Here is a 25,698-nt window from a genome sequence, read left to right on the forward strand (position 1 = left end):
GGAACCACAACATGCAAGTCATTCTGCTTGAACGCGTGGCCAAGCTTGGCCAGATGGGCGAAACGGTAAAGGTCAAGGACGGCTTTGCCCGTAACTTCCTTCTGCCGCAGGGCAAGGCGCTGCGCGCCAACGAAGCCAACAAGAAGCGCTTCGAATCCGAGCGTGCAACGCTCGAAGCCCGTAACCTGGAGCGCAAGGGCGAAGCCCAGACCGTTGCCGACGCGCTCGACGGCAAGACCTTCGTGATCGTCCGCTCGGCTGGCGAAACCGGCCAGCTCTACGGTTCGGTCGCTGCCCGCGACATCCTCGAGGCACTGGCTGCCGAAGGCTTCAACGTCGGCCGCAACCAGGTCGATCTCAACACCCCGATCAAGGCGATCGGCCTCCACAAGGTCGTTCTGCACCTGCATTCGGAAGTTGAAACCGAAATCGCTGTCAACGTTGCCCGTTCCGCTGAAGAAGCCGAGCGCCAGGCCAAGGGCGAAAGCCTCACCTCGGCTGACGCCATCTACGGCGTCGACGAAGACGCGCTTCGTCCGGAAGACTTCTTCGATCCGGACGCAGACGGCAACGCTGAAGACGACGAATAAGCCGTCATCGTCTAACAAGTTCGAGAAACGCCCGGGTCATCAGCCCGGGCGTTTTTTTGTCTTCTTGGGCTATACTGATGCGACCAATGACTGAGTCGCAGCGAAACACAGTCAACCGGATTCATCGTTTCACTGCGTTCTTTCCGGCACCGGCAAAATGGCGCTGTGGATAGCTGTGGAAAAGCCGCTGGGGCAAAAGGCCGGTTTCAGCACGGCGCATTTACCAGTAGAACCGGCAACTTCGACGGACAGGACGGACAGAGATCATGAACGAAGTCGCGCGCAACATCGCATCGCTGAGCAACAAGGATGCAGCGCCGCACTACCGTGAGGCTCCCAACAACATCGAAGCCGAGCAGGCGCTGCTGGGTGCGATCCTCGTCAACAACGACGCCTATTACCGCGTCTCCGACTTCCTAAAGCCGACCCATCTCTACGAGCCGCTGCACCGCAAGATCTTCGAAGTGGCGGGCGACATCATCCGCATGGGCAAGACCGCCAACCCGGTCACCATCAAGAATTTCGTGCCCGCGGACGAGAAGGTCGGCGACATGACGGTGGCGCAGTATCTCGCCCGTCTCGCTGCCGAAGCCGTGTCAATCATCAATGCCGAGGACTACGGCCGGGCGATCTACGATCTGGCGCTGCGCCGGGCGCTAATCACCATCGGCGAGGACGTCGTCAACATCGCCTATGACGCGCCGCTCGACATGCCGCCGCAGAGCCAGATCGAAGATACCGAGCGTCGCCTGTTCGAGCTTGCCGAAAACGGCCGCTACGACGGTGGCTTCCAGTCGTTCAACGACGCGGTGGCGCTGGCGATCGACATGGCCGGCCAGGCCTTCGAGCGCGACGGCCATCTGTCCGGTATTTCCACCGGCATCATGTCGCTCGACGGCAAGATGGGCGGGTTGCAGCGGTCCGACTTGATCGTGCTTGCCGGTCGTCCGGGCATGGGCAAGACCTCGCTTGCCACCAACATCGCCTACAATATCGCAGCCTCCTACGAGCCTGAGGTCCAGCCGGACGGATCGATGAAAGCCAAGAATGGCGGCGTCGTCGGTTTCTATTCGCTCGAAATGTCGTCCGAGCAGCTGGCGACCCGTATCATCTCCGAACAGACCGAAGTGTCCTCGTCAAAAATTCGCCGCGGCGATATCACCGAGGCCGATTTCGAAAAGCTCGTCGCCTGCTCACAGATGATGCAGAAAGTGCCGCTGTTCATCGACCAGACCGGTGGTATCTCGATTGCGCAGCTCTCTGCCCGCGCCCGCCGCCTCAAGCGCCAACGTGGCCTCGACTGCCTCGTGGTCGACTATATCCAGCTGATGACGGGGTCGGGCAAATCCGGCGAGAACCGCGTGCAGGAAATCACCCAGATCACCACGGGCCTCAAGGCGCTCGGCAAGGAACTCAACGTGCCGATCATCGCGCTCTCCCAGCTTTCGCGCCAGGTGGAAAGCCGCGAAGACAAGCGTCCGCAGCTTTCCGACCTTCGCGAATCGGGCTCGATCGAGCAGGACGCCGACGTGGTTCTGTTCGTGTTCCGCGAAGAGTATTACGTGAAGAACTCAGAGCCGCGCGATATGGCCGATCCGAAATATCCGGAATGGGAACAGCTGATGGACAAGGTGAAGGGGACGGCCGACGTCATCATCGCCAAGCAGCGCCACGGACCAACCGGCACCGTCAAGCTCGCCTTCCAGGCGGAATTCACGCGGTTTGCAGATCTGGCCGAACCAAGCTTCACGCAATACGAAGAGCATTGATGAGCTCATTGCGGCACAAGTCTCTGTGATAAGATGGTCAATGCCCGCCGCCGCAAAGCGGCCGGCATCGACCAGTTTAGGGTCGCTGATCGACTACTGGGTCCGGCAGCGTCCGGTCCGGGTGCTTTCCTTGTCGCCGTCATCATAGGCGATCCCGATTTTCTCGCCTGCCAGCGCGGTGATCTTGCCCGGGTACCAGTCGCCGGCGCCCTTGTAGTTGCATTCGACCTTCATGCCGATCATCCAGTCGTACGGCCGCACCGCGCTTGAAGCCACCGTTTCCCGGTCACCGTCATCGTAGCGGATGGTAACGCTGCCGCCGCCAATCTTTTCGATAACACCCGGAAACCAGTAACCGGCGCCCTTATAGTTGCCTAGAACCCAGTCGCCCTTCGTCTGCGACAAGGCTGCAGACGCGCCGGAAGCAAGAAAGCTTGCTGCCATAATGATTGAAAGTACATTTTTCACATTAGTCTCCCAAAATATATTTCCGCCCTCCCCCTGCCCAATGACGCGGGGAAATTCAATTAATTGAACAGTAAATCTGATACACAATACAAACTGAACACTGAATTAATACGTTGTGGATGTGTCTGTTTTTATCGGATTGCTTGGGATTCTGGAAAAAAGCGTGCACCACGCAAAATCTCGCCCATATGTCTTTTTCCGGCCGTGGAAACGGGTAAGGATTGGCGACGATCCGATCCATTCTGCTGAGCGCTCATGACAGATTTCGACGACGACACCCTGCCTTTCGACGAATTCGATACCGCCCCTGCCCGGCTGACCATCGATCTCGTAGCGCTTGCCGACAACTGGCGGGAGATGGCTGATCTCTCCGGCAAGGCCTCGACCGCGGCCGTGGTCAAGGCGGATGCCTATGGGCTGGGTCTTGAGGATTGCGGTACGGCGCTTTACGAGGCCGGCGCGCGCGATTTCTTCGTGGCCGTGGTTCAGGAAGGCGTGACGCTTCGAACCTATGCGCCGGATGCCCGGATCTATGTGCTGTCAGGCGTCTGGCCCGGTCAGGAACGCACGTTCTACGAACATGGACTGGTTCCAGTCCTCGTTTCAGAAGAGCAACTCAGCTTCTGGATGGCGGTGACCGCAGAACACGGCGATCACCCTTGTGCGCTTCATGTCGATACCGGGTTCAACCGGCTCGGCATTCCGCTGGAGGACGCGCTCGCCTTTGCCGACGACGTATCGCGGCCCGCAAGTTTCTCGCCCGTCCTCGTGCTGTCGCATCTGCACAGCGGCGATACCCCTTCCTCTTCCTTCAACCGCCAGCAGCTTGAATCATTCCAGAAGGTTGCGGCGGCTTATGAAGGCATTCCGGCAAGTCTTGCCGCTTCTTCCGGCATCATGCTCGGAGCCGAGTACCATTTCGACCTCACCCGTCCAGGCATCGCCGTCTATGGCGGCGAGGCTGTCGGCGGCGTCAGCAATCCGATGCGGCCGGTCGCCAAGGCCGAGGCGCGCATCATCCAGATCCGCAGCGCCAAGACCGGCGAAACCGTCAGCTATGGCGGCACACACCGCCTGACCCGCAACAGCCGGCTGGCGATCGTCGCGGCGGGCTATGCGGATGGCTACAAGCGGTCGCTGTCCGGCTCCGGCGTTCCGATCCGCGACAGCATTCACGAAGGCGGTTTGGGCTTCATCGCCGGCCACCGCGTGCCGGTCGTCGGCCGCGTCACCATGGACCTGACGATCTTCGACATTACCGATGTGCCGGAACGCGATATCCGCACTGGCGACTATATCGAGCTGTTCGGTCCCAACATGCCGCTCGACGACGTCGCGCGCGCGGCCGGCACGATCGGCTACGAACTCCTCACCAGCCTTGGCCTGCGATACGAGCGGCGGTATCTTTACGCCGACGAGTGAGAGCGGAAGCGCATGCGGAGATCCCCCTCTTTCGCGGGCGACATCTTCGTGCTAAATGAGAACAAAAGGAGATCGAAATGACCGAGATCCATCTCAATGACGAGGCTCTGGCGTTTATCGAAGAGCAGGTGAAGACGGGCGCTTATGAAAGCGCTGAGGATGTCGTCGCGGCGGGACTAAGCCGTCTTGGAAGCGAAGACGAGCTCTTGAGGACGATGATCGCCGAGGCGGATGCCCAGCTGGAGAGAGGCGAGTTCGTGCGTTTCGACAATGCCGACACACACGCGGATTCGATCATCGAACGGGGGACGCGGATATTGAACCGAAAGAGCTGATTTACTCCCCGCTGGCCGATCATGATCTCCTCGACATATTCCTGTACATCGCCATCGACGATCCGGTCGCGGCCGGCCACTTCGTCCGAGATCTTACTCGAAAAGCTGCGTGGATTGCCTTCACCGGTTTTCCAGGTTCGCCGCGCGATAATCTTTCACCCGGTCTCAAAGCACTCCCATACCGCAAGCGCTGGATCTACTTCCGCCGAACGGAAACGGCTGTCCGCATCGTCCGGGTCCTGCACGGCCACCAAAACCTTCATCCCGACCTCTTCAAGACTGACGAAACCTGATCTCATGGCAAAACCTAAAACTCAATTCGTGTGCCAGAACTGCGGCACGGTGCATAGCCGCTGGGCGGGCAAGTGCGAAGGCTGCGGCGAGTGGAATACGATCGTCGAGGAAGATCCGATGGGCGGCATCGGCTCCGGGCCTGGCAAGGTGCCGAAAAAGGGCCGCGCCGTGACGCTGACGGCTCTTTCCGGTGAAACCGAGGAAGCACCGCGCATCCATACCGGCATTTCCGAACTCGACCGTGCCACCGGCGGCGGCTTTGTGCGCGGGTCGGCGGTGCTGATCGGCGGCGATCCGGGCATCGGCAAGTCGACGCTTCTGATGCAGGCGGCAGCCGCCCTTTCGCGTCGCGGTCATCGCATCATCTATGTATCCGGCGAAGAAGCCGTCGCTCAGGTTCGCCTTCGGGCCCAGCGGCTGGGTGCTGCCGATACGGAAGTGCTTCTGGCGGCCGAAACCAATGTCGAGGACATTCTCGCCACGGTGTCGGAAGGCAAGCGGCCGGATCTCGTGATCATCGATTCGATCCAGACGCTGTGGAGCGATACGGCCGATTCGGCGCCAGGAACCGTCACCCAGGTGCGCACCGGCGTGCAGGCGATGATCCGCTTTGCCAAGCAGACGGGTGCCGCCATGGTTCTGGTCGGCCACGTCACCAAGGAAGGCCAGATTGCCGGTCCGCGGGTGGTCGAGCACATGGTCGATGCCGTGCTTTATTTCGAGGGTGACCGGGGCCATCATTACCGCATCCTGCGCACGGTGAAAAACCGCTTTGGCCCGACCGACGAGATCGGCGTGTTCGAAATGTCCGACAAGGGTCTGCGCGAGGTCACCAACCCGTCGGAACTGTTTCTCGGCGAACGCAATGCCAAATCTCCGGGGGCCGCGGTCTTTGCCGGTATGGAAGGCACACGGCCGGTTCTGGTCGAGGTTCAGGCGCTGGTGGCTGCCACCTCGCTCGGCACGCCGCGCCGCGCGGTGGTCGGCTGGGATTCTTCGCGTCTCGCGATGATCCTTGCTGTTCTCGAAGCCCATTGCGGCGTGCGGCTCGGACAGCACGACGTCTATTTGAACGTTGCCGGCGGCTACCGCATTTCGGAGCCGGCCGCCGATATGGCGATTGCCTCCGCGCTCGTTTCTTCACTTGCCGGCATCGCTCTTCCGGCCGATCATGTGTTCTTCGGCGAGATCAGTCTCTCCGGTGCGGTGCGGCCCGTTTCGCAGACGGCGCAGCGCCTGAAGGAAGCTGAAAAGCTCGGCTTTTCCGGTGCCATGCTGCCGGCCACATCCGCCGAGTTGCCGAAGGGTTCCAGCGCCCGCTGGACGATGATCGAGGACCTGCCGGATCTCGTCTCGCGCATCGCCGGTTCGGTCAAAAAACTGGGGAAGCAGGAGGAAGATGATTGATCTTCCGTTAACGCCACGGCTGATGTAAGACACGCGCTCGACGCTCTGGATCAGGCTGGAAACTCCGGTCGGATTCAGGCACGAAAACGGCTGGCCCACATTGGCTTCACCAAGACGGCAGGCATGCAACGGCAGGTTCTGGAGTAGAGTTTACATGCCCATCACCATCTTCGACGGTATTGTCATCGGCGTCACCCTGTTTTCGGCCGTGCTTGCCATGGTTCGCGGTTTCTCCCGCGAAGTTCTGTCGATCGCGAGCTGGGCCGGCGCCATTGCCGCCGCCTACTATCTCTACCCGCTGCTCGTGCCATATGCGGAAAAATACACGTCCGATCACCGCATCGCCATTGCCGGTTCGGCCGGCGTCATCTTCCTTGTGGCGCTGATCATCATCTCCTTCATCACATCGCGCATTGCCGACTTCATCATCGACAGCCGCATCGGTGCGCTCGACCGCACGCTCGGCTTCCTGTTCGGAGCTGCCCGCGGCATCCTGCTTCTCGTCGTGGCCGTTGCCTTCTGGAACTGGCTGGTCGCTGAAAGTGCCCAGCCGACCTGGGTCACCAACGCCAAGTCGAAGCCATTCCTCGATACGCTGGTCGGACGCCTCGAAGCCGTGCTGCCAGCCGATATCGAGCCGCAGATCCGCGCCCGTATCCTCGGCAAGGAAGAAGCACCTGTGGATGGCGCTGTTGGTACCGACCAGACGCCGGCCGAAGACGCACCGGTTACAAATAATTGACGCTGTGTTGCGCTTGATGCAGCGCACACCATCACCATTTGTGGTAACATTCGAAATCTGATGATAGACGGGCTGGTCTCCGGGGGAAATCTCCCCCGGCCAGCCTTTCCATTTTTCCTGAAAGGGTACGGCCAGATGCAGCAGCCGGGATCGCAAACATTCGATGTCAACCGCTCCAACGTATGGGACGAAGACACCCTTCATGAAGAATGCGGCGTCTTTGGCGTCCTCGGCCACCCGGATGCGGCAACGCTGACGGCGCTTGGCCTGCACGCCCTGCAGCATCGCGGTCAGGAAGCCGCCGGTATCGTCTCGTTCGACGGTTTGCGCTTCCATTCGGAGCGCCGGATGGGCCTGGTTGGCGATCACTATACGGACCCGGTCACGCTCGCGAAGCTTCCCGGCAATATCTCGATCGGCCACAACCGCTATTCAACAACCGGCGAAGTCGCTCTTCGCAACGTCCAGCCGCTGTTTGCGGAACTGGAAGTCGGCGGTATCGCGATTGCCCACAATGGCAATTTCACCAACGGTCTCACGCTGCGCCGGCAATTGATCGCCGGCGGCGCCATCTGTCAGTCGACATCCGATACGGAAGTCGTCCTTCACCTCATCGCGCGCTCGCGCTACTCCTCCACCGCAGACCGCTTCATCGATGCCATCAGGCAGATGGAAGGCGGTTATTCGATGCTTGCCATCACCCGCACCAAGCTGATCGCGGCGCGTGATCCGACCGGTATCCGTCCCCTCGTTATGGGCGAACTCGACGGCAAGCCTGTGTTTGCCTCTGAAACCTGCGCGCTCGACATTATCGGTGCCAAGTTCATCCGCGACGTCGAAAACGGCGAAGTGATCATCTGCGAGATCCAGTCAGACGGCTCGATCTCGATCGATGCCCGCAAGGCCGGCAATGGCCAGCCGGAGCGGCTCTGCCTGTTCGAATACGTCTATTTCGCTCGTCCCGATTCCGTTGTCGGCGGTCGCTCGGTCTATGTGGCGCGCAAGAACATGGGCATCAACCTCGCCAAGGAAGCGCCTGTCGAAGCTGATGTCGTCGTGCCTGTTCCCGATGGCGGCACGCCGGCAGCTCTTGGGTACGCCCAGGAGAGCGGCATTCCGTTCGAATACGGCATCATCCGCAACCATTATGTCGGTCGCACCTTCATTGAGCCCACTCAGCAGATCCGCGCTTTCGGTGTGAAGCTGAAGCATTCGGCCAACCGGGCGATGATCGAGGGCAAGCGCGTCGTGCTGGTCGACGATTCGGTCGTGCGCGGCACCACGTCTCTGAAGATCGTCCAGATGATCCGCGATGCCGGCGCCAAGGAAGTTCACCTGCGCGTCGCAAGCCCGATGATCTACTATCCCGATTTCTACGGCATCGACACGCCGGACCGTGAAAAGCTGCTGGCCAACCAGTACGACAGCCTCGAAGCGATGTGCAAATATATCGGCGCGGACTCGCTCGAATTCCTGTCGATCAACGGGCTTTACCGCGCTGTCGGCGGCGAAGACCGCAACGATGCACGGCCGCAGTTTACCGACCATTATTTCACCGGCGACTACCCGACGCGTCTACTCGACAAGGACGGCGAAGCGGTCGGCCGCAAGGTGTCGCTTCTGGCCAGCAACGGCTGAATGGTTTTCAATCGATCATGAACGTTTTAGAAGGCTGCGGGAACGCGGCCTTCTTTTTTGGTCGCGACTGGCAGGGATAGAAAAATGACGATCGACTTGAAGGGTAGGATTGCGCTGGTGACCGGCGCCTCGCGCGGCATCGGTTACTTCACGGCACTGGAGCTGGCAAAGGCCGGCGCGCATGTGATTGCCACCGCTCGCACCGTCGGCGGGCTGGAAGAGCTGGACGACGCGATAAAGGCTGCAGGCAGCTCGGCAACGCTCGTGCCGTTCGATCTCACCGACATGGAGGCGATCGACCGGCTGGGTGCCTCGATCTTCGAACGGTGGGGCAAGCTCGACATCCTCGTCGCCAATGCCGGCATTCTTGGTACGATTTCGCCGCTCGGGCATATCGAGGCGAAAGTGTTCGAGAAGGTGATGCTGACCAACGTCACCTCGATGTGGCGGCTGATCCGCTCGGTGGAGCCGCTGCTGGTGCGATCCGATGCGGGTCGCGCCCTGCTCTTCTCGTCAGGCGCTGCCGCAAAGGCACCGGCTTTCTGGGGTGCCTACGCGATCTCGAAATCCGCTGTCGAAACCATGGGTCGCATCTGGGCTGCGGAAAACACGCATACGACGCTCAAGGTCAACATGGTCAACCCGGGCGCCACAAGGACCGCGATGCGGGCGCAGGCCGTGCCTGGCGAAGATCCGGAGACACTGCCGCATCCTTCAGAGGTGGCGCAGAAGATTCTCTTCCTCGCCTCGCCAGAGCTTACCGACAGTGGCCGCATGTTCGTGGTGCGCGAAAACCGGTTCGTCGATTTCAGAATGCCGGAATAACCGGATAGACCGACAGCCCGGACGTTTGGGGGAATCTAGTCATGAGCCTGGAACAGTTGATCGGTGAGTATGGACCGGTGGCCGTGTTTCTGGGAGCGGCTGTCGAGGGCGAGACGGCAGCGTTTCTCGGCGGCGTGATTTCCCACCGCGGCCTCATGCCCTACTGGCAGGCCGCGGCGGGTGCCTTCTTGGGATCGCTGATCGCTGACCAGGCGCTGTTTTTTGCGGGCCGCCACGCCAACCGCGTGGCAATCGTCCAGCGGATGATGAGGGTAAAGGCTGCAGAACGCGTCCGCACCCTGCTTGCGGCGCATCCGACGGGCTTCATCCTCTCGTTCCGTTTCATCTACGGCATCCGCACCGTCAGTCCCTTGATGATCGGACTTTCCGGCATCTCGCCTCTTCGCTTCTTCGTTCTCAATCTCATCGCCGCATTCGTCTGGGGCGTCGGGATAACGGCGATCGGGTACCTGTTCGGCAACGCGGTCGAGGCGCTGTTTGGACATTTGAGACTGCATGTTCACATGCTCGCAGCCCTCGGCGTAATCCTTGTTGCGGTTGCCGTCACCGCATTCCTGGCGCGCAAGACGTTGTCACGCATGTGGGCGGGAACCCGAAATTAGGTCGCACGCCGTTCGGACATCTCAGTTGCTCGTGAGAGCCGAATGGGTGCTCAGCACCTTTTCGAGAAGAACATCGTCGTCGCGCACGCCGAGCTGGTAGAAGCGAATTGCCATGGCCGCCAGCCTTGCGGCAGACGGATCGTGCCTGGAGCGACCGGTCATCCAGCGCGCGACGTTGTATATTCGCGCCAGCCGTTCCAGCTCACCCGGATCAAGCGGCTTTCCCACGAAGGTCGTTCTTACGTCCATGACCCTGCCTCCCACTCTTCATCAGTGATTTCTAATATTAGGCAGAATGGACAAAACGCAAAACACAGGTTTTGGTTAAGATTAACCGGTAACTAAACGCCGGCGGTGAAAACCGCTTTTCAACAGCTTTTTCGATGGGATTTCGGACCGGGAACGCATCAGCAAATCTCTTGACCAAACAGTGGCCTCGCGCCATAAACGACGGATGAACACGGCGATTTCCATCTGCGGGATCATTATTCGCTCAGCGTAAAGCGCTGGCCTGGCCGTTTTCGTCTCTCGAAAAGCTTTGAAGACAAACGCTCTGGTCCGCTCGCCATAGATGCATGCGACGTCAGGATGTTGGGAGATTTTTCGATGAGCGTCACGCTCAAGCTATACAATACCTTGATCCGCGCGAAGACGGCGTTCGAGCCCATCGATGCCGACAACGTCCGCATGTATGTCTGCGGCCCGACGGTCTACGATTTCGCCCATATCGGTAACGCCCGGCCGGTGATCGTGTTCGATGTGCTGTTCCGGCTGCTGCGGCACGTGTATGGCGACGCCCACGTGACCTATGCGCGCAACATTACCGACGTGGATGACAAGATCAACGCCCGGGCGCTGCGCGATTTTCCGCATCTTGCGCTCAACGATGCGATCCATGCGGTGACCGAAAAGACGGCGAAGCAGTTTCACGACGACGTCGCGGCCCTTGGCTGCCTTGAGCCCAGCATCGAGCCGCGCGCCACGGACAATATCGCGCAGATGATCGCCATCATCGAAAAGCTGGTCGGCAACGGAAATGCCTATGTCGCCGAGGGCGAAGTGCTGTTCGACACCAAGTCGATGGCCGATTACGGCCAGCTTTCCAAGCGTCCGCTGGACGAGCAGCAGGCCGGTGCGCGCGTCGCTGTTGATGCGCACAAGAAGAACCCGGGCGATTTCGTGCTGTGGAAGCTTTCCTCCCACAACGAACCCGGCTGGGACAGCCCTTGGGGCCTCGGTCGTCCCGGCTGGCATATCGAATGCTCAGCAATGAGCGGCCGCTATCTCGGCGAAGTCTTCGACATTCATGGCGGCGGGCTGGACCTGATCTTTCCGCACCATGAAAACGAGATTGCCCAGTCGCGCTGCGCCCACGGCACCGACGTGATGGCAAATGTCTGGATGCATAACGGCTTCGTGCAGGTCGAAGGCCGCAAGATGTCGAAGTCCGACGGCAATTTCATTACCATCAACCAGTTGCTGGATACCGACACATTCGGCGGCCGCAAGTGGCCGGGCCAGGTGCTGCGCCTCGCCATGCTGATGACGCATTACCGCGAGCCGATCGATTTTTCGATCAAGCGCATCGAGGAGGCCGAGCGGCTTCTTGCCAAATGGCCGGCCGTCGACCTCGCCGACATTCCTTCGAGCACGCAGCCCTGCCCGATCGTCCTCGACGCGCTCGCCGACGACCTCAACACGGTTGCCGCGATCCAGCGCATCCACGCACTGGCGCAGGAAGCCAACGCCGACAGCACGCTGCTGACGATGTTTGCCGCCAGTGCCGCCCTTCTCGGCGTCGCGCCGGAAAAGACGGAAGTGGACGGGGCGCTTGCCGAAGCGGTGGATGCGCTCGTCGCGCTGCGTCTCGAAATGCTCAAAGCGAAGAACTTTGCCGAAGCCGACCGCATCCGTGACGAATTGTCAGCCAAGGGCATCCAGCTCAAGGATGGCAAGAACGCCGAGACCGGCGAACGGGTGACCACCTGGGAGGTAAAGCGCTAACGCTTGCCGCATGGGCGGGGTGGTCCTATGCTTTTGGCACGGGACCACCCAAAGGATGAGGGGAGGATGACATGAGTGCAGAGCGCCAACCAAACCCTGTGGGCAGTCGCGGCCGTCAGACCTCGCTACGGGGCAATACATGACGAGCCATGACATTTACACCGGCGGCTGTCAGTGCGGCGCCCTGCGCTTTCGCCTCGACGGCAAGCCCGACCATGTCTCGATCTGCCATTGCCGCATGTGTCAGAAGGCGTTCGGTGCCTATTATGCGCCCCTCGTCTCCACCCGCGGCACCGGCTTTTCGTGGACGCGCGGACAGCCGAAATATTTTCACTCTTCGAACCATGTGCGGCGCGGCTTCTGCGACAATTGCGGCACGCCGCTGACCTATGAGGCGGCGGACGGTATCGCGGTTTCGGCCGGTGCTTTCGACGATCCGTCGGCGCTACCGCCGTCGGTCCAGTACGGCACCGAAGGCAAGATACCCTTCGTGGATCATCTGCACACCCTGCCGGGGCACGATACAATGGATGATATCGACGAGGCGCCGTTCCTTTCCGATATCGTTTCCAACCAGCACCCGGATCACGATACACAGACGTGGCAACCAGTTCCCGCCGATCGCGGAATGACGAAGGAGGACGACGCATGAGTGAAACGGAAAAAGCCGGTCAGCCGAGAACCGGCGGGTGCCAGTGCGGCGCCGTGCGTTTCAGGATCAACGGACAGCTCGGTCGTGCCTCCATCTGCCATTGCCGGATGTGCCAGAAGGCGTTCGGCGGTTTCTTCGGGCCGCTTGTGGCAGCACCGCAGGAAGGTGCGGAGACCGGGGTCGAGTGGACCCGCGGCGAGCCGAAGTATTTCCAGTCGTCGATCAATATCGACCGCGGCTTTTGCGCGGAATGCGGCACGCCGCTGACCTATCGTACGCCGACCAGCCTCGATATCGCGATCGGTGCCTTCGACGAGCGCGACGACCTGATGCCGCAGGTGCAGGTCAACCACGCTTTCCGGCTGCCCTGGGTGGAGACGATCTTCGACGCTCCCGTTCATGGCGATACAGACTACTATTCGAAGCAGGAGCAGATCATCTCCTTCCAGCACCCCGATCACGATACGGAAAACTGGCCGGCGAAAGGGCTGCATCTATGACGGAAGTGCTGCGCACGCTCTACCCGGCAACGACTGCCTTTGAGACCGGTACGCTCGATGTCGGCGACGGTCACTCGATCTATTTCGAACGGCATGGCACGAAGGGGGCAAAACCCATCGTCTTCCTGCATGGCGGCCCGGGCGGTGGCATCACGCCGATCCAGTCGCGACTGTTTGATCCTGAACTCTACGACATCCTTCTGTTCGACCAGCGCGGCTGCGGCAAGTCGACGCCGCATGCAAGCCTTGAGGCCAATACGACCTGGCATCTGGTCGCCGATATCGAGCGGCTGCGCGAGATGGTCGGCGTCGACAAGTGGCAGGTGTTTGGTGGATCCTGGGGTTCGACGCTCGGCCTCGCCTATGCTGAAACCCATCCCGAGCGGGTGAGCGAGCTGCTGCTGCGCGGCATCTACACGCTCACCAAAGCCGAGCTCGACTGGTACTACCAGTTCGGCGTCTCGGAAATGTTTCCCGAAAAATACGAGGCGTTTCTCGCGCCGATCCCCGAGGACGAGCGCCACGAGATGATGGCCGCCTATCACCGCCGCCTGACCGGCACCGACACGGCGGCGCAGCTTGAGGCAGCCAAGGCCTGGAGCATCTGGGAGGGATCGACGATCACCCTTCTTCCCGATGCGGCACTGACCGCCGGATTCGGCGAGGAGCATTACGCCATCGCATTTGCCCGCATTGAAAACCACTTCTTCATGAATGCCGGCTGGCTTGAGGAAGGCCAGCTGCTGCGTGATGCGACAAAACTCAAGGGCATTCCGGGCATCATCGTGCATGGCCGTTACGACATGCCCTGCCCGCTCAAATACGCCTACCAGTTGTCGAAAGTCTGGACCGACGCAGATTTCCACATCATCGAAGGCGCTGGACATGCCGTATCGGAACCGGGGATTACGGATCAACTGATCCGGGCGACGGATCGGTTTGCGGGGAAGGCATAAATGCGAAGCTTGCGGGGCGTCTCGCCCCGCATTCGGCTCCCGCCAATGCCTCACCCCTCCCGATCAACATCCCGTTATGCCGGTTGAGATTAACCGCCGGCCGGCACAGTTAGGGCTCCCTGCCTTATCGCATCCTCCTGAAGCCGAGCCCCATCGACGTGTTTCATCTCGCCAAAGCCCTTCTGTGCCTCTACGTCGTCCTCCGCTTCCTTCTGCCGCTGCCTTGGCCCCGCTGGGCGAAGGGAACGATCGCGGTCGTGCTGATGGTGGTGTTCCAGCACAGCCTGATCAGCCGGATTGTGTTTGGCACGATGTTTTCGCCTGAAGTGCCGCGGATGACGATGATCATCGTCAACTGGATGGCGGGCACGATCCTGTTGCTTGGCATATTTCAGCTTGTGCTCGATCTGGTCTCCCTCGCCACGGCAGCACTTCGCCGTCGCCGGATCCGGATACCGGTCGGGCTGCGCTACGGGATCGGTGCACTCGCCATGTCGCTTGCGGCTTTTGCCGTCAATCAGGCAATCCGGGTGCCGCCGGTCAAGGAAGTCGAGATCCGGATCCCCGACCTGCCAGCGCAGTTTGATGGCTACCGGTTGATCCAGCTGACGGATCTTCACATCAGCCGCCTGTTTCAGGCGCCCTGGGTCGAAGAGACGGTAGCCAAGGCCAATGCCCAGAATGCCGACCTCATCGTCATCACCGGCGACCTGATCGATGGCGATCTGCAGGCGCGCAATCTGGATGTTGCCCCGCTTGCCAAACTGCGCGCTCCGGACGGCGTCTTCACCATTCCGGGCAATCACGAATATTACTTCGGCCATGACGACTGGATGCGGCAATACGAGACGCTTGGCCTTCGCACCATTTCCAACGGCCACGTGGTGCTGTCGCGCGGCGGTGCGCAGATGGTGCTGGCCGGCGTCAACGATCTCAACGCCACCCGGTTCGGCCTGGAAGGCCCTGACGTCGGCAAGGCGCTATCAGGTGCGCCAGCTGATGTTCCGGTCATCCTCCTCAACCACCAGCCACGCGATGCGAAGCTTTCGGCGGATGCCGGGGCCGATCTGCAGCTGTCCGGCCATACCCATGGCGGCATGATCTGGGGGTTCGATCGCCTTATCGCCCGCTTCAACAACGGCTTCGTGTCCGGTCTCTACGACGTCGATCAGATGTCGCTCTATGTCAATAACGGTACGGCCCTGTGGATCGGTTTTGCGCTCCGGCTGGGCGTGCCCTCGGAACTCACCGTGATCACGCTGCGGCCGAAGTGAGCCGCGTTATCCAGTGTGAGTATGGGCTGGAGCGGTCGCGCCACTGATCCATGCTTCACAGAAATGAATTGGCCGGGGGCTCTGCCTTGGTGTATCCCGCCAGCCAACGATAACAAATTGCCGGAAACGCCCTGATGGCCACCGATACCGTTCCCCTCGCCGCACAACCCGCGGGAGCGAAGAACGAGGACACGCCGCGCGGCTTTGCCTTCGGCATCACCGCCTATCTCCTGTGGGGCGTCCTTCCCTTCTACCTGAAAGCGGTCGCGCATCTTCCGGCGCTGGAAGTGCTGGCGCACCGCGCCATCTGGTCGGTGCCGATCGCCGGCCTCGTGCTGATCATTCTCGGACGCACCGGGGATGTGAAGACCGCGATCCGGACGCCGCGCATGCTCGGCATGGCCTGCGTCACCGCCGCCTTCATCACCGCCAACTGGGGCATCTATGTCTGGGCGGTCTCGAACGGTCATGCGATCGATGCCGCGCTCGGCTATTTCATCAATCCGCTGTTCAGTATCCTCATGGCAGCGCTGGTGCTGAAGGAAAAGCTTTTGCCGATGCAGAAGGCGGCGATCGGGCTTGCCGTGGTCGGTGTCGCAATCCTCACCTGGGGTTCGGGCGGACTGCCGTGGGTGTCGCTGGCGCTGACATTTACCTGGGGTTTTTATGCCCTCTTCCGCAAGACGCTGCCGATCGGTCCGAACCAGGGGTTTTTCCTCGAAGTGCTGCTGATCAGCATTCCGATGCTGCCCTACCTCATCTGGCTGGAAGCGACGGGCCAGGGCCATTTCCTGAACGGTGTCGGCTACGATGCGGCCCTGCTTGCCTTTGCCGGTATAGCGACAGCCGTGCCGCTGATGATCTATGCCAATGCCACCAAGCTGCTGAAGCTGTCGACCATCGGCATCATGCAGTATATCGCACCGACAATGATCTTTTTGACCGCTGTGTTTATCTTCAAGGAGCCGTTAAGCGGCATCAAGCTCACCGCCTTCGTGTTCATCTGGTCGGCACTTGCCGTCTATACGCTGGCGATGCTGCGGGACCTTCGCAGCCGCTGACCGCCCATCAGGAGATTTCGTTCATGCAGATGTCAGATATCCCCTTCGGCACGACCGACTGGTCGCAGATCGAGCCGACCGTCCACAAGGGTGACACCGGACACTCGACCTGGCGCACCCGCCATTTCGGACCAATCCGGGTGCGGATGGTGGAGCATTCGCCGGGCTATCTCGCCGACCACTGGTGCGAGAAGGGCCATATCCTGCTGTGCCTCGAAGGCGAGATGACGACCGAACTTGCCGACGGACGCGTCTTTGTGCTGAAGGCCGGCATGAGCTATCAGGTGGCCGACAGCGCCGAACCGCACCGGTCCTCGACGACACTGGGCGCCAAGCTCTTCATCGTCGACTGACGCGTCTCTAGCTTCTCTGCAGCGCGAGATGCGCGCCGAGACCGACCAGGATGGTGCCGCCTGCCCGCTGGGCAAGCTTTTGCGCCGTGCTCGATCGGTTGAGCCGTGCCATCACCAGGCCGGCAAGGGCGACGGCGAAGATATCGGCAATCGTGAAGATGATGCTGACGGCCAGTCCCAGAACCACGAATTGAACCCAGACCGGAAGGCTGGCCGCGCTGTCGATGAACTGCGGCAGGAAGGCCAGGAAGAAGATCGCCGTCTTCGGGTTGAGAACCTCGACGACGATGCTTTCGGCAAATGCCTTTCGGGCAGATCTCGGTGTCTCCGCCTGCAGATCGCCTGAACCCGCAGCCTTCGTGCGAAACAGGGAAATGCCAAGCCAGATCAGGTAGATCGCGCCTGCAAGCTTCACCAGCGCATAAACTACTGGGACGGCGTGAAAGAGAACCGAGAGCCCTGCAGCTGCCGCAACGATATGCGCGTAGGATCCGAGATGGACGCCGAGCACCGCCATCATGCCCGCCTTGCGTCCGGCAACCATCGTGCGGGCCGCTACGTAAAGCATCGCGGGTCCCGGAATGAAGGCGAAGATGGACGTCGTCACAAGGAAGGCGAACAGGATATTCCAGTCTGGCATGCGGTGCTCCTGTCCCCTGCCCTAGGCGGGAGCCTGAAACCCTAGAGTTTCGAGATGACGGCGGCTTCGCCCTTTGACGCGGCCTGCTGTTCGTCGCGGTCGAGAATGGCCGGCACGATGTCATCCACGTCAGGGATCACCATCGGCTGTACCAGATGCCCCCGGTGGATGAAGCCTTCCTCGCGCATATGGGTGACGAGCGACAGCATCGGATCCCAGAAACCGCCGATATTGGCAAACACCATCGGCTTCTCATGACGGCCGAGCTGGCCCCAGGTCATGATCTCGACGATCTCTTCCAGAGTGCCGATGCCGCCCGGAAGTGTGACGAAGGCATCGGAGCGTTCGAACATCTTGTGCTTGCGCTCATGCATGTCCTTGGTCACGATCAGTTCGTCGAGCTGGCCGAGCGAATGGCGGGTTGCCTCCATATCGACAAGAAAGTCCGGAATGATGCCCGTGACCTTGCCGCCATGCGCCAGAACGCCTGCGGCAACCGCACCCATGATGCCCTTGGTGCCGCCGCCATAGACCAGCCGCAAACCGTGGGCTGCAATGGACTTTCCGAGCGCACGGCCGGCCTGGATATAGGCGGGATCGCGTCCCGGCTGGGAGCCGCAGTAAACGCAGATGGATCGTATTGGCACAGTTTTCTCCGTCAAGCACTTCAAAGAGTTGGCACGCGACGCACCAACCATGAGATTTGGCTGGAAATACTGCGCAGAGCAAGGCTGAAACACTGGAAAAGCTTGTTATGACTAGAGGAAACGGATAATCCGGAAAGACGATGGAGGGTCCATCGGGAAAAGGCTTTGCTCATGAAAAACCGCGCCGGTTGGCTCGCTCTGGTCGTACTCGCCATCGCATCGCTGCTGATGGTCTTTTTCGTGCTGCCGCGGATCAATCATGATGCCAAACCGCTCGGCGATGCGATCAACGCTGCCGGCGATGCGGTCAAGGACGCGGTCGAGAGCACGAAGCAGGCGGTGAAGCCGACAGACGCACCGAATTCTCCGGACGCGCCGAAACCGCAGGAGCAGGCATCCGTGCCCGCGACGACGCCGGCCGCTCCCATATCTCCCCCGGCAACCCCTTCCGCTCCGGCAGCGCCCTCCGCTCCGGCCGCACCCGCAGCAACAGCTGCACCGAGCGCGACAAGCCCGGTCACCGCCCAGCCGAACGCTGCCCAGACGCCAGCCAAGCCCGCCTTTGACGTGCTGCGCGTCGAGCCCGACGGTTCGGCCGTGATTGCCGGCCGCGCGCTGCCCAATTCGACACTCGAAATCTCCAGTGGCAACTCGGTCGTCGCAAAGATCGACGTCGGCCCGAGCGGCGATTTTGCAGCCGTTCTCGACAAGCCTTTGCCGCCTGGCGATCACCAGCTGGTTCTCAAGGCCACCGGCAAGGACGGCAAGACGGTCGTCTCGGACGAGACCGCGACGGTCTCCGTACCGAGCGATCCGAAGACCGGCAAGCTGCTTGCCATGGTGACGACGCCGGGCAAAGCGAGCCGGGTCATCGCGACGCCGAACGCGTCTGCGCCTGCCGCACCGAATGCCGCAACATCACCGACACCCCCTGCCCCTGGCGCTGCGCCGTCCACTGCAGGCCAGACGGCTGCGGGTCAGTCTCAGACGCCAGCCGTCACTCCGGCCTCGCCGCAGGCATCGTCGCAGATCGCATCCAGCGCGCCAAACGTCTCTGCTCCGTCCTCGACCGCGGCTCCCGACGCGACGCCTGCTCCGGCTGGAACACCGGATCTGCAGATCACCGCCGTCGAGCTTGAAGGCTCGAAAATCTTTATCGCCGGCATCGCCCGCTCGGGTGTCATGGTGCGCGGTCTTGTCGACGGCGAGCCCGTCGGCCAGTCGCGCGCAGGCGGCAACGGCCATTTCGTCATCGAGGGCAACACGCAGCTTTCGGTCGGCGATCACCGGATCAGCGTCGAGGCACTGAACGGTGCCGGCCAGCGCACCGTCATGGTCGAGGTTCCGTTCAACCGTCCGGCCGGCGAACAGGTGGCGGCAGTCGCAGCCCCCGCAGTTTCAAGCCCGATGTCGACGATCGATGGCGGCGCCTTCGAGAAGCTTCGCAACGAAGTGGTACGCGCCTTCAACCTGCTGCAGAACCTCTACGCCGACGGCAAGGTGCCGAGCGGCGAACAGATGGCGGCGGCACGTTCGTCCACATCGATTACGCTCAAGTCTTTGACCGAATACCGCCTGCCGGCCGACGCTTCCGTTTCCGCCCGCTCCGTTGCCGACAATGCCGCCAAGGATGCAGCGTCAGCACTTGCCGCACTCGACAAGGTTCCAAACGACGTTGCCGCCGTTGGCGCAGCCCTCAAGGACCTCGGTGCCATGATCGCCCGCGCCGTCGGGCCCGCCATGGCACGGCAGATGGATGGTGGCAACGAACAGGAAATGGCCGGCACGCCGGCTGCTCCCGCCACAGGCGTCGACGGCACAAAGACGTTCCAGCAGGCGCCACTGACGCAAAGCGAACGCAACTCGGTGATCATCCGACGTGGCGATACGCTGTGGCAGATTTCGCGCCGGATGTATGGCCAGGGCGTGCGCTACACGACGATCTACCTCGCCAACGAGGATCAGATCCGCAACCCCGACATCATCCAGCCCGGCCAGATCTTCGGCGTGCCGGAGGAGTTCCGGCCGGATTCGGAAGAGCTGCACCGCGAACGGATCCAGCATCGGAAATGATGACGCAGCCCCAATTCTCCTGAAAACGACTTAAAACCGCAGGGCCAATGCTTCGGGTTCCCCAATCTCCACATTCCTGTGCTCATCACGGGAATGCGGGAGGTTGAGCTTCACGTCGCGGCGGCGGCTATCGGTGCAACACTCTGCAGAAAAACAGACTTACGACCGATCGCCGATCATCAGTTGCGACGGCGTGACTGCCAGTGAATGGGCGGCAACGTGCAGTGAAAGACTGTTGCGCTCGACAAGTGCTGTGACCGTTTCCAGTATATTCAGATGCGGTACATGCTTGACCACCGTATAGGCAGTGAAAGCCGCGCCGGCCGAGGCTCCCCACAGAAGAGTGCTCAGGGCAGTCGCAACGGCAATCGTCTTGAAGCGCATGATATTCCTCCCAATGCGAGCTTCCCTCGAATAGCCAGACCTCCTCCGCCTCGCAATTCGGACTTATACACTCCGTAGTCATACCTACTTTCGACCGATGAGGCCAGATGAGGTTTCATGCGAGTTTCATTTGCAACATGGCCCTGCGCAGCCTATTTGCCGGGAAGGCGTTTCTTCGCCCTCAGATTCAGGTAAAATCCATGGCAGCAAAAAAGAAGACCGTATCTGCGGATAGCGGCAATCCCTTCAGCACACTCGTCAACCTGTGGCCCTATATGTGGCCGGTCGGACGCGCGGATCTGAAAGCGCGCGTCATCTGGGCGACGGTGTTTCTGCTGCTGGCAAAGCTGGTGCTGATCTCTGTCCCCTATTTCTTCAAGTGGGCGACGGATGCGCTAAACGGCAAGCTCGACATGGCGGGCATCCTGCCGGTCTTTCTGCTGGGCGCCGTCGTGCTGGTCGTCGCCTACAACTTTACCCGCATTCTGCAGGTGGGTCTGAACCAGCTGCGTGACGCGCTGTTTGCCTCGGTCGGCCAGCACGCGGTGCGCCAGCTTGCCTACAAGACCTTCGTGCACATGCATCAGCTTTCGCTGCGCTTTCACCTGGAACGCAAGACCGGCGGCCTGTCGCGCATCATCGAACGCGGCACGAAGGGCATCGAAACGATCGTTCGTTTCACCATCCTCAATTCGGTGCCGACGGTGATCGAATTCCTGCTGACGGCGATCATATTCTGGGCCGCCTACGGGTTCGCCTACCTCGCCGTCACGGCTGTTACGGTTGCCGCCTATATCTGGTTCACGATCAAGGCCAGCGACTGGCGCATCTCCATCCGCCGGACGATGAACGACAACGATACCGAGGCGAACACAAAAGCCATCGATTCGCTTCTCAACTTCGAGACGGTGAAATATTTCGGCAACGAGGACATGGAAGCCAAGCGCTTCGATTCCTCCATGGAGCGCTATGAAAAGGCCGCGACCGACGTCTGGACCTCGCTCGGATGGCTGAACTTCGGCCAGGGCGTGATCTTCGGGCTGGGACAGGCAGTGATTATGATCATGTCGGCGCTTGCCGTGCAGCGCGGCGACCAGACGATTGGCGATTTCGTGTTCGTCAACGCGCTGCTGATGCAGCTCGCGGTTCCGCTTAATTTCATCGGCTTCGTCTACCGCGAAATCCGCCAGGGGCTGACCGATATCGAGCAGATGTTCGACCTTCTTGAAGTCGAAGCAGAAGTCGTGGACCGGCCGGACGCGAAGGATCTTGTCATCGGACAGGGACCTCAAAAAGGCGCCATCGCCTTTCGCGACGTGCAGTTCTCCTATGATCCGGCACGACCGATCCTTAAAGGCATCTCCTTCGACGTGCCGGCCGGGAAGACGGTGGCGATCGTCGGCCCTTCGGGTGCTGGTAAATCCACCATTTCGCGCCTGCTCTACCGCTTCTACGATATCCAGGGCGGATCGATCACCATCGACGGCCAGGATGTGCGCAACGTGACGCAGAAGTCGCTGCGCTCGGCCATCGGCATGGTGCCGCAGGATACGGTGCTGTTCAACGACACGGTCGTCTACAACATCCGCTACGGCCGGCCGGGTGCCTCGGATACCGAAGTCCAGGCGGCGGCCGAGATTGCCCAGATCGACCGGTTCATCAAGGCTCTGCCGGATGGCTACGAGACAAAGGTCGGCGAACGCGGGTTGAAACTCTCGGGCGGCGAAAAGCAGCGAGTGGCGATCGCCCGAACGGTTTTGAAGAGCCCGCCGATCCTTATTCTCGACGAGGCGACCTCGGCGCTCGATACGACGACCGAGCACGAGATCCAGTCCGCACTCGATCTCGTTTCGAAGAACCGGACGACGCTTGTCATCGCCCACCGCCTCTCGACGGTTATCAATGCCGACGAGATCATCGTTCTGCGCGACGGCCAGATTGCCGAGCGCGGCACCCATTCGGGGCTGCTGCAGCAGGAAGGCCTCTACGCCTCGATGTGGAACCGTCAGCGCGAGGCGACGGAAGCGGAAGAGCAGTTGAAGAAGGTGCGCGAAAACGACGATCTCGGCATTGTCCGTCGCGGCGCACCTGCTGCTGAGTAAGGGCAGCAGAATAACAGGAGAACAGCATGAGACGATATACGAACAGGCGGATGCTGGTACTCGGCGGTATCGCCATCATCTATATGCTGGTGCTGGTCTTCTACGGCTCGCCTCTGCTCGCCTTCTCGACCTGGATGGGCTGGGTGGACCCTGAGGCGGTTCGCTGAGGCGAAGATTTCTGTGGCAATGCACCGCGTCTGCGAGTGTCAGAAGACGAGGATGGGCCTTCGGGAAACTGACGCGTCAGGGATAAACCGCGTTCAAGCAGAGGTCGCTGGGCGCTTCAAACGGTGTATTCCGTCAATTATACCGGGAAGTTGTATGACGTCATGGGCGCATCGACGGAACCGGATTGCCGCAAATAGGGTTTTTCTATAGGCAGGCAGCACAGACCATTGAGGAGAACCAAGGGTTGATCAATCTTTTCGACACCATCCGCAACACGCTCGTGCCGATCCACAAGGAAGGCTACGTTTTCGTCGTCATCTTTTTCGTCGTCTCGCTGATCCTCGGCTACTTCGCCGAGCCGCTGTTCTGGATCGGCCTGGTGCTGACGCTCTGGTGCGCCTACTTCTTCCGCGATCCGGAACGGGTCGTACCGCAGGATGACGATCTCGTCATCAGCCCTGCCGACGGCCGCGTCAGCCATGTTGCTCTGGTCGTGCCGCCGGCCGAACTGGATCTCGGCATCGAGCCGATGCTGCGCATCTCGGTCTTCATGAACGTGTTCGACTGCCACATCAACCGCGCCCCTGTTCGGGGCCAGGTGACACGCATCGAGTATCGCGAAGGGCAGTTCGTCAACGCGGAACTCGACAAGGCGTCCAGCGACAACGAGCGCAACGGGCTTGTCATCGACACCCCGCACGGCCGGGTCGGCGTTGTACAGATCGCCGGTCTCGTGGCACGCCGCATCGTCTGCTGGGTCAAGCCCAACGAGCCGGTCAGCGCCGGTGAGCGCTTCGGCCTGATCCGCTTCGGTTCGCGCCTCGACGTCTTCGTTCCGGCCGGTGGCCAGGCGCGCGTCGTGGTTGGCCAGAGAGCGGTCGGCGGCGAAACCGTATTGGCCGAATTCGGCTCCGCCAAGGGACCGACCATCGGCCGTCGTGCCTAACTAAACGCAAGGAGATCATCTGATGGAGACGCCCGTCTCGCCGCCGGAACAGAACCATACGACCGACGAGGCCCGTGGTCCGCGCCTGCGCGAGATCCCGGTCCGCCTGATGATCCCCAACCTGATCACGGTGCTGGCGATCTGCGCCGGCCTTACCGGGATCAGACTTGCCTTCGAGGGACGGTTCGAGCTAGCTGTCGCGATGGTGCTGCTGGCAGCCTTCCTCGACGGGATCGATGGTCGGATCGCACGGCTTCTGAAGGCAACGTCGAAATTCGGCGTGCAGATGGATTCGCTCGCCGACATCATCAATTTTGGCGTCGCGCCCGTTCTCGTTTCCTATGCCTTCCTGCTCGACGGAGCGAAATCCTTCGGCTGGATAGCGGCACTTCTCTATGCGATCGCGGCTGGCCTGCGGCTTGCCCGGTTCAACGTGATGGAAGACCGCGGCATCAAGGCGCCCTGGCAGTCGGAGTTCTTTGTAGGCGTCCCGGCACCCATGGGTGCGCTTCTCGTGCTTCTGCCGGTCTATCTCGGTTTTCTCGGCGTCGAACAGACGAAGTTTTTCGTGTATGCCAGCGTTCTCTACACGCTGTTGATCGGCTTCTTGTTGGTCTCGCGTCTGCCGGTCTGGTCGGGCAAGTCGGGCCGCATCCGCCGTGACTTGATGCTGCCGATCATGCTTGTGGCCGTTCTCTATGTCGGCCTCTTGATGAGCTACACCTGGGAAATCCTGGCAATCACCGCGATTGCCTATCTCTGTGTTCTGCCGTTTTCTGCCCGTGCGTGGAAAAAGCGTTATGGCACGATCACCATCGAGGACGAGCGCACGCACGTCTGATCGTCCTTCCCTTGCGACTGATGCTGCGGCGCACACGAATTGTTGCGTCGCAGCCCCAGCTTGCGGCAAGTTGGCGCGTCCATTCTTTCTCTATCGCATCGTAAAGCCGCAGCCATGATTCCGCCCGGATTGGCGGCGAAATGCGCCGGCCCGCCCTTAAGCGGAACAGAGATTCGTGAGGAGACAGACGTGAGCAGCGAAACCAACAAAACCAACATCGAGACCAAGCCGGACCTCTCCAGCCATTACCGTCCGCTCGGCCTCAAAGCCGTTGCTGCTGCGGCGATGATGCTGAAGCGCAAGCCAGCGCTCAGCCCGGCTCGCTGATCCGTCTCAGGCGCCGCGCAGGAAGCTTATGAGAAGCCCGAGCGCGAGCAAGCCCATGACAACGCCGATCAGGCCATCCAGCACCCGCCACGCGGCGGGTCTGGCAAATAGCGGCGCCAAATAGCGGGCGCCGTAGCCGAGGCCGAAGAACCAGGCGAAGGATGCGAGCACCGCGCCCGCGCCATAGGCTACCCTTTCCGGGCCCTGATAGGCCGCAGACAGGCTGCCGAGCAGCACGACCGTATCGAGGTAGACATGCGGGTTTAGAAATGTGAAGGCGAGACAGGTCATCACCGCCGCCTTGAGTGCCATGCCCTCAGGCGCGCCGGCGACCATCGCACCGGGCTTTACCGCCCGCCGGAATGCCATGGCCGAATAGGTGGCGAGGAACAGCGCGCCGCCGAGCGTCACCACCGAGATCAGCAGAGGCGACTGCGACACGATCGTTCCAAGCCCGCCGACGCCCGCGGCAATCAGCAAGGCGTCGGATGCCGCACAGATTAGGCACAGCACGAAGACATGGCTGCGGATCAGCCCCTGACGCAGGATAAACGCATTCTGAGCGCCGATCGCCACGATCAGCGAGCCGCCCAGCGCAAAGCCGGAAAAACCGGCGGATATCAGGTTCATAGGGAAATCCGTTCAGGACGTGATTCG

At 61.0% G+C, this 25,698-nt stretch carries 29 protein-coding genes; 23 read left to right on the forward strand and 6 right to left on the reverse strand.

Annotation, left to right across the window (positions count from 1 at the left end):
• Window positions 1-11 precede the first annotated feature (11 nt).
• Both rplI and ACQY1L_RS09540 read left to right on the forward strand, forming a co-directional pair.
• Window positions 12-590 carry a 50S ribosomal protein L9 gene (gene rplI, locus ACQY1L_RS09535; RefSeq protein WP_062579849.1) on the forward strand — a complete coding sequence of 193 codons (579 nt, stop codon included), beginning with the start codon at window positions 12-14 and terminating at the stop codon, window positions 588-590.
• A gap of 266 nt (window positions 591-856) precedes the next feature.
• Complete coding sequence (locus ACQY1L_RS09540) at window positions 857-2,359, forward strand: replicative DNA helicase (RefSeq protein ID WP_062579847.1); 1,503 nt, start codon at window positions 857-859, stop codon at window positions 2,357-2,359.
• 93 nt (window positions 2,360-2,452) lie between these two features.
• On the opposite strand, the gene ACQY1L_RS09545 is transcribed toward ACQY1L_RS09540, so the two are convergent.
• Window positions 2,453-2,827, reverse strand: coding sequence for a tudor domain-containing protein (locus ACQY1L_RS09545; RefSeq protein WP_430240752.1), 375 nt, complete (start codon window positions 2,825-2,827; stop codon window positions 2,453-2,455).
• Window positions 2,828-3,082: 255 nt separating this feature from the next.
• Between ACQY1L_RS09545 and alr the strand changes: the two genes are divergently transcribed.
• The 8 genes from alr (at window position 3,083) to ACQY1L_RS09585 (ending at window position 10,113) form a co-directional block, all read left to right on the forward strand.
• Window positions 3,083-4,249, forward strand: a complete 1,167-nt coding sequence (gene alr / locus ACQY1L_RS09550) for an alanine racemase (RefSeq protein WP_430240753.1) — start codon at window positions 3,083-3,085, stop codon at window positions 4,247-4,249.
• A gap of 77 nt (window positions 4,250-4,326) precedes the next feature.
• Window positions 4,327-4,584, forward strand: coding sequence for a ribbon-helix-helix domain-containing protein (locus ACQY1L_RS09555; protein WP_192076697.1), 258 nt, complete (start codon window positions 4,327-4,329; stop codon window positions 4,582-4,584).
• Window positions 4,585-4,637: 53 nt separating this feature from the next.
• Complete coding sequence (locus ACQY1L_RS09560; protein WP_430243878.1) at window positions 4,638-4,877, forward strand: type II toxin-antitoxin system RelE/ParE family toxin; 240 nt, start codon at window positions 4,638-4,640, stop codon at window positions 4,875-4,877.
• A 4-nt stretch (window positions 4,878-4,881) separates the two neighbouring features.
• Window positions 4,882-6,285 carry a DNA repair protein RadA gene (gene radA / locus ACQY1L_RS09565; RefSeq protein WP_062453352.1) on the forward strand — a complete coding sequence of 468 codons (1,404 nt, stop codon included), beginning with the start codon at window positions 4,882-4,884 and terminating at the stop codon, window positions 6,283-6,285.
• A 154-nt stretch (window positions 6,286-6,439) separates the two neighbouring features.
• On the forward strand, window positions 6,440-7,027 hold the full coding sequence (locus ACQY1L_RS09570; protein WP_062579839.1) for a CvpA family protein: 588 nt from the start codon (window positions 6,440-6,442) through the stop codon (window positions 7,025-7,027).
• 135 nt (window positions 7,028-7,162) lie between these two features.
• Complete coding sequence (gene purF, locus ACQY1L_RS09575) at window positions 7,163-8,665, forward strand: amidophosphoribosyltransferase (RefSeq protein ID WP_062579838.1); 1,503 nt, start codon at window positions 7,163-7,165, stop codon at window positions 8,663-8,665.
• Between the two features lie 84 nt (window positions 8,666-8,749).
• Entirely contained in the window at window positions 8,750-9,490 is a 741-nt protein-coding gene (locus tag ACQY1L_RS09580; RefSeq protein WP_430240754.1) for an SDR family NAD(P)-dependent oxidoreductase, read from the forward strand.
• A 41-nt stretch (window positions 9,491-9,531) separates the two neighbouring features.
• Window positions 9,532-10,113 carry a DedA family protein gene (locus tag ACQY1L_RS09585; protein WP_430240755.1) on the forward strand — a complete coding sequence of 194 codons (582 nt, stop codon included), beginning with the start codon at window positions 9,532-9,534 and terminating at the stop codon, window positions 10,111-10,113.
• A gap of 21 nt (window positions 10,114-10,134) precedes the next feature.
• On the opposite strand, the gene ACQY1L_RS09590 is transcribed toward ACQY1L_RS09585, so the two are convergent.
• Entirely contained in the window at window positions 10,135-10,362 is a 228-nt protein-coding gene (locus ACQY1L_RS09590; protein WP_062453357.1) for a hypothetical protein, read from the reverse strand.
• 357 nt (window positions 10,363-10,719) lie between these two features.
• Between ACQY1L_RS09590 and cysS the strand changes: the two genes are divergently transcribed.
• The 7 genes from cysS to ACQY1L_RS09625 all read left to right on the forward strand — a co-directional run bounded on the left by cysS (window position 10,720) and on the right by ACQY1L_RS09625 (window position 16,913).
• Window positions 10,720-12,117, forward strand: coding sequence for a cysteine--tRNA ligase (gene cysS / locus ACQY1L_RS09595; protein WP_430240756.1), 1,398 nt, complete (start codon window positions 10,720-10,722; stop codon window positions 12,115-12,117).
• A 139-nt stretch (window positions 12,118-12,256) separates the two neighbouring features.
• Window positions 12,257-12,769 carry a GFA family protein gene (locus ACQY1L_RS09600; protein ID WP_430240757.1) on the forward strand — a complete coding sequence of 171 codons (513 nt, stop codon included), beginning with the start codon at window positions 12,257-12,259 and terminating at the stop codon, window positions 12,767-12,769.
• Window positions 12,766-13,269, forward strand: coding sequence for a GFA family protein (locus ACQY1L_RS09605; RefSeq protein ID WP_192086775.1), 504 nt, complete (start codon window positions 12,766-12,768; stop codon window positions 13,267-13,269). Before ACQY1L_RS09600 ends, ACQY1L_RS09605 begins: the two co-directional genes overlap by 4 nt.
• The gene (pip, locus tag ACQY1L_RS09610; protein ID WP_092661842.1) at window positions 13,266-14,225 is read left to right on the forward strand and encodes a prolyl aminopeptidase; all 960 of its coding nucleotides are present in this window, start codon (window positions 13,266-13,268) and stop codon (window positions 14,223-14,225) included. Before ACQY1L_RS09605 ends, pip begins: the two co-directional genes overlap by 4 nt.
• A 158-nt stretch (window positions 14,226-14,383) precedes the next feature.
• Window positions 14,384-15,499, forward strand: coding sequence for a metallophosphoesterase (locus tag ACQY1L_RS09615; protein ID WP_430240758.1), 1,116 nt, complete (start codon window positions 14,384-14,386; stop codon window positions 15,497-15,499).
• Window positions 15,500-15,633: 134 nt separating this feature from the next.
• On the forward strand, window positions 15,634-16,560 hold the full coding sequence (gene rarD, locus ACQY1L_RS09620; protein WP_113111110.1) for an EamA family transporter RarD: 927 nt from the start codon (window positions 15,634-15,636) through the stop codon (window positions 16,558-16,560).
• A gap of 23 nt (window positions 16,561-16,583) precedes the next feature.
• Window positions 16,584-16,913 carry a DHCW motif cupin fold protein gene (locus ACQY1L_RS09625; protein ID WP_430240759.1) on the forward strand — a complete coding sequence of 110 codons (330 nt, stop codon included), beginning with the start codon at window positions 16,584-16,586 and terminating at the stop codon, window positions 16,911-16,913.
• Window positions 16,914-16,920: 7 nt separating this feature from the next.
• Here ACQY1L_RS09625 and ACQY1L_RS09630 read toward each other — a convergent pair whose 3' ends face one another.
• Together ACQY1L_RS09630 and ACQY1L_RS09635 are read right to left on the reverse strand one after the other, a co-directional pair.
• Window positions 16,921-17,553, reverse strand: coding sequence for a LysE family translocator (locus ACQY1L_RS09630; RefSeq protein ID WP_430240760.1), 633 nt, complete (start codon window positions 17,551-17,553; stop codon window positions 16,921-16,923).
• A gap of 41 nt (window positions 17,554-17,594) precedes the next feature.
• Window positions 17,595-18,215 (reverse strand): TIGR00730 family Rossman fold protein, encoded by a 621-nt coding sequence (locus ACQY1L_RS09635; protein ID WP_430240761.1) that lies wholly within the window; start codon window positions 18,213-18,215, stop codon window positions 17,595-17,597.
• 156 nt (window positions 18,216-18,371) lie between these two features.
• On the opposite strand from ACQY1L_RS09635, the gene ACQY1L_RS09640 reads away from it, so the two are divergent.
• Window positions 18,372-20,273 carry a LysM peptidoglycan-binding domain-containing protein gene (locus tag ACQY1L_RS09640; RefSeq protein ID WP_430240762.1) on the forward strand — a complete coding sequence of 634 codons (1,902 nt, stop codon included), beginning with the start codon at window positions 18,372-18,374 and terminating at the stop codon, window positions 20,271-20,273.
• A gap of 159 nt (window positions 20,274-20,432) precedes the next feature.
• Here the strand turns inward: ACQY1L_RS09640 and ACQY1L_RS09645 are convergent, their stop codons facing one another.
• Entirely contained in the window at window positions 20,433-20,657 is a 225-nt protein-coding gene (locus tag ACQY1L_RS09645; RefSeq protein ID WP_062453367.1) for a hypothetical protein, read from the reverse strand.
• 200 nt (window positions 20,658-20,857) lie between these two features.
• Here ACQY1L_RS09645 and ACQY1L_RS09650 point away from each other — a divergent pair, with 200 nt between their 5' ends.
• From ACQY1L_RS09650 to ACQY1L_RS09670, 5 genes are all read left to right on the forward strand, one after another.
• Complete coding sequence (locus tag ACQY1L_RS09650; RefSeq protein WP_092661830.1) at window positions 20,858-22,759, forward strand: ABCB family ABC transporter ATP-binding protein/permease; 1,902 nt, start codon at window positions 20,858-20,860, stop codon at window positions 22,757-22,759.
• Between the two features lie 26 nt (window positions 22,760-22,785).
• Window positions 22,786-22,926 carry a hypothetical protein gene (locus ACQY1L_RS09655; protein WP_156461813.1) on the forward strand — a complete coding sequence of 47 codons (141 nt, stop codon included), beginning with the start codon at window positions 22,786-22,788 and terminating at the stop codon, window positions 22,924-22,926.
• Window positions 22,927-23,171: 245 nt separating this feature from the next.
• Window positions 23,172-23,873, forward strand: coding sequence for a phosphatidylserine decarboxylase (locus tag ACQY1L_RS09660; protein ID WP_180215429.1), 702 nt, complete (start codon window positions 23,172-23,174; stop codon window positions 23,871-23,873).
• Window positions 23,874-23,895: 22 nt separating this feature from the next.
• On the forward strand, window positions 23,896-24,714 hold the full coding sequence (locus tag ACQY1L_RS09665; RefSeq protein WP_062453369.1) for a CDP-alcohol phosphatidyltransferase family protein: 819 nt from the start codon (window positions 23,896-23,898) through the stop codon (window positions 24,712-24,714).
• Between the two features lie 189 nt (window positions 24,715-24,903).
• Window positions 24,904-25,041: a hypothetical protein gene (locus ACQY1L_RS09670; protein WP_192076685.1), complete on the forward strand. Its 138-nt coding sequence runs from the start codon at window positions 24,904-24,906 to the stop codon at window positions 25,039-25,041.
• A 6-nt stretch (window positions 25,042-25,047) separates the two neighbouring features.
• Here the strand turns inward: ACQY1L_RS09670 and ACQY1L_RS09675 are convergent, their stop codons facing one another.
• Window positions 25,048-25,665, reverse strand: coding sequence for a LysE/ArgO family amino acid transporter (locus ACQY1L_RS09675; RefSeq protein WP_430243880.1), 618 nt, complete (start codon window positions 25,663-25,665; stop codon window positions 25,048-25,050).
• Window positions 25,666-25,698: the final 33 nt, after the last annotated feature.

Source organism: Neorhizobium sp. DAR64862/K0K3 (assembly GCF_050500185.1).
In the GTDB taxonomy this organism is placed as follows: Bacteria; Pseudomonadota; Alphaproteobacteria; order Rhizobiales; family Rhizobiaceae; genus Neorhizobium; species Neorhizobium soli.

Excerpts from the sequence above, each read along its gene's own strand:
- cysS (WP_430240756.1), top strand. The coding sequence starts at position 10,720 with ATGAGCGTCACGCTCAAGCTATACAATACCTTGATCCGCGCGAAGACG.
- ACQY1L_RS09640 (WP_430240762.1), top strand. The coding sequence starts at position 18,372 with ATGAAAAACCGCGCCGGTTGGCTCGCTCTGGTCGTACTCGCCATCGCA.
- rplI (WP_062579849.1), top strand. The coding sequence starts at position 12 with ATGCAAGTCATTCTGCTTGAACGCGTGGCCAAGCTTGGCCAGATGGGC.
- ACQY1L_RS09570 (WP_062579839.1), top strand. The coding sequence starts at position 6,440 with ATGCCCATCACCATCTTCGACGGTATTGTCATCGGCGTCACCCTGTTT.
- ACQY1L_RS09555 (WP_192076697.1), top strand. The coding sequence starts at position 4,327 with ATGACCGAGATCCATCTCAATGACGAGGCTCTGGCGTTTATCGAAGAG.
- ACQY1L_RS09625 (WP_430240759.1), top strand. The coding sequence starts at position 16,584 with ATGCAGATGTCAGATATCCCCTTCGGCACGACCGACTGGTCGCAGATC.
- ACQY1L_RS09645 (WP_062453367.1), bottom strand. The coding sequence starts at position 20,657 with ATGCGCTTCAAGACGATTGCCGTTGCGACTGCCCTGAGCACTCTTCTG.
- ACQY1L_RS09540 (WP_062579847.1), top strand. The coding sequence starts at position 857 with ATGAACGAAGTCGCGCGCAACATCGCATCGCTGAGCAACAAGGATGCA.
- radA (WP_062453352.1), top strand. The coding sequence starts at position 4,882 with ATGGCAAAACCTAAAACTCAATTCGTGTGCCAGAACTGCGGCACGGTG.
- ACQY1L_RS09600 (WP_430240757.1), top strand. The coding sequence starts at position 12,257 with ATGACGAGCCATGACATTTACACCGGCGGCTGTCAGTGCGGCGCCCTG.
- purF (WP_062579838.1), top strand. The coding sequence starts at position 7,163 with ATGCAGCAGCCGGGATCGCAAACATTCGATGTCAACCGCTCCAACGTA.
- ACQY1L_RS09580 (WP_430240754.1), top strand. The coding sequence starts at position 8,750 with ATGACGATCGACTTGAAGGGTAGGATTGCGCTGGTGACCGGCGCCTCG.
- pip (WP_092661842.1), top strand. The coding sequence starts at position 13,266 with ATGACGGAAGTGCTGCGCACGCTCTACCCGGCAACGACTGCCTTTGAG.
- ACQY1L_RS09650 (WP_092661830.1), top strand. The coding sequence starts at position 20,858 with ATGGCAGCAAAAAAGAAGACCGTATCTGCGGATAGCGGCAATCCCTTC.
- ACQY1L_RS09630 (WP_430240760.1), bottom strand. The coding sequence starts at position 17,553 with ATGCCAGACTGGAATATCCTGTTCGCCTTCCTTGTGACGACGTCCATC.
- ACQY1L_RS09665 (WP_062453369.1), top strand. The coding sequence starts at position 23,896 with ATGGAGACGCCCGTCTCGCCGCCGGAACAGAACCATACGACCGACGAG.
- ACQY1L_RS09590 (WP_062453357.1), bottom strand. The coding sequence starts at position 10,362 with ATGGACGTAAGAACGACCTTCGTGGGAAAGCCGCTTGATCCGGGTGAG.
- ACQY1L_RS09605 (WP_192086775.1), top strand. The coding sequence starts at position 12,766 with ATGAGTGAAACGGAAAAAGCCGGTCAGCCGAGAACCGGCGGGTGCCAG.
- rarD (WP_113111110.1), top strand. The coding sequence starts at position 15,634 with ATGGCCACCGATACCGTTCCCCTCGCCGCACAACCCGCGGGAGCGAAG.
- ACQY1L_RS09655 (WP_156461813.1), top strand. The coding sequence starts at position 22,786 with ATGAGACGATATACGAACAGGCGGATGCTGGTACTCGGCGGTATCGCC.
- alr (WP_430240753.1), top strand. The coding sequence starts at position 3,083 with ATGACAGATTTCGACGACGACACCCTGCCTTTCGACGAATTCGATACC.
- ACQY1L_RS09585 (WP_430240755.1), top strand. The coding sequence starts at position 9,532 with ATGAGCCTGGAACAGTTGATCGGTGAGTATGGACCGGTGGCCGTGTTT.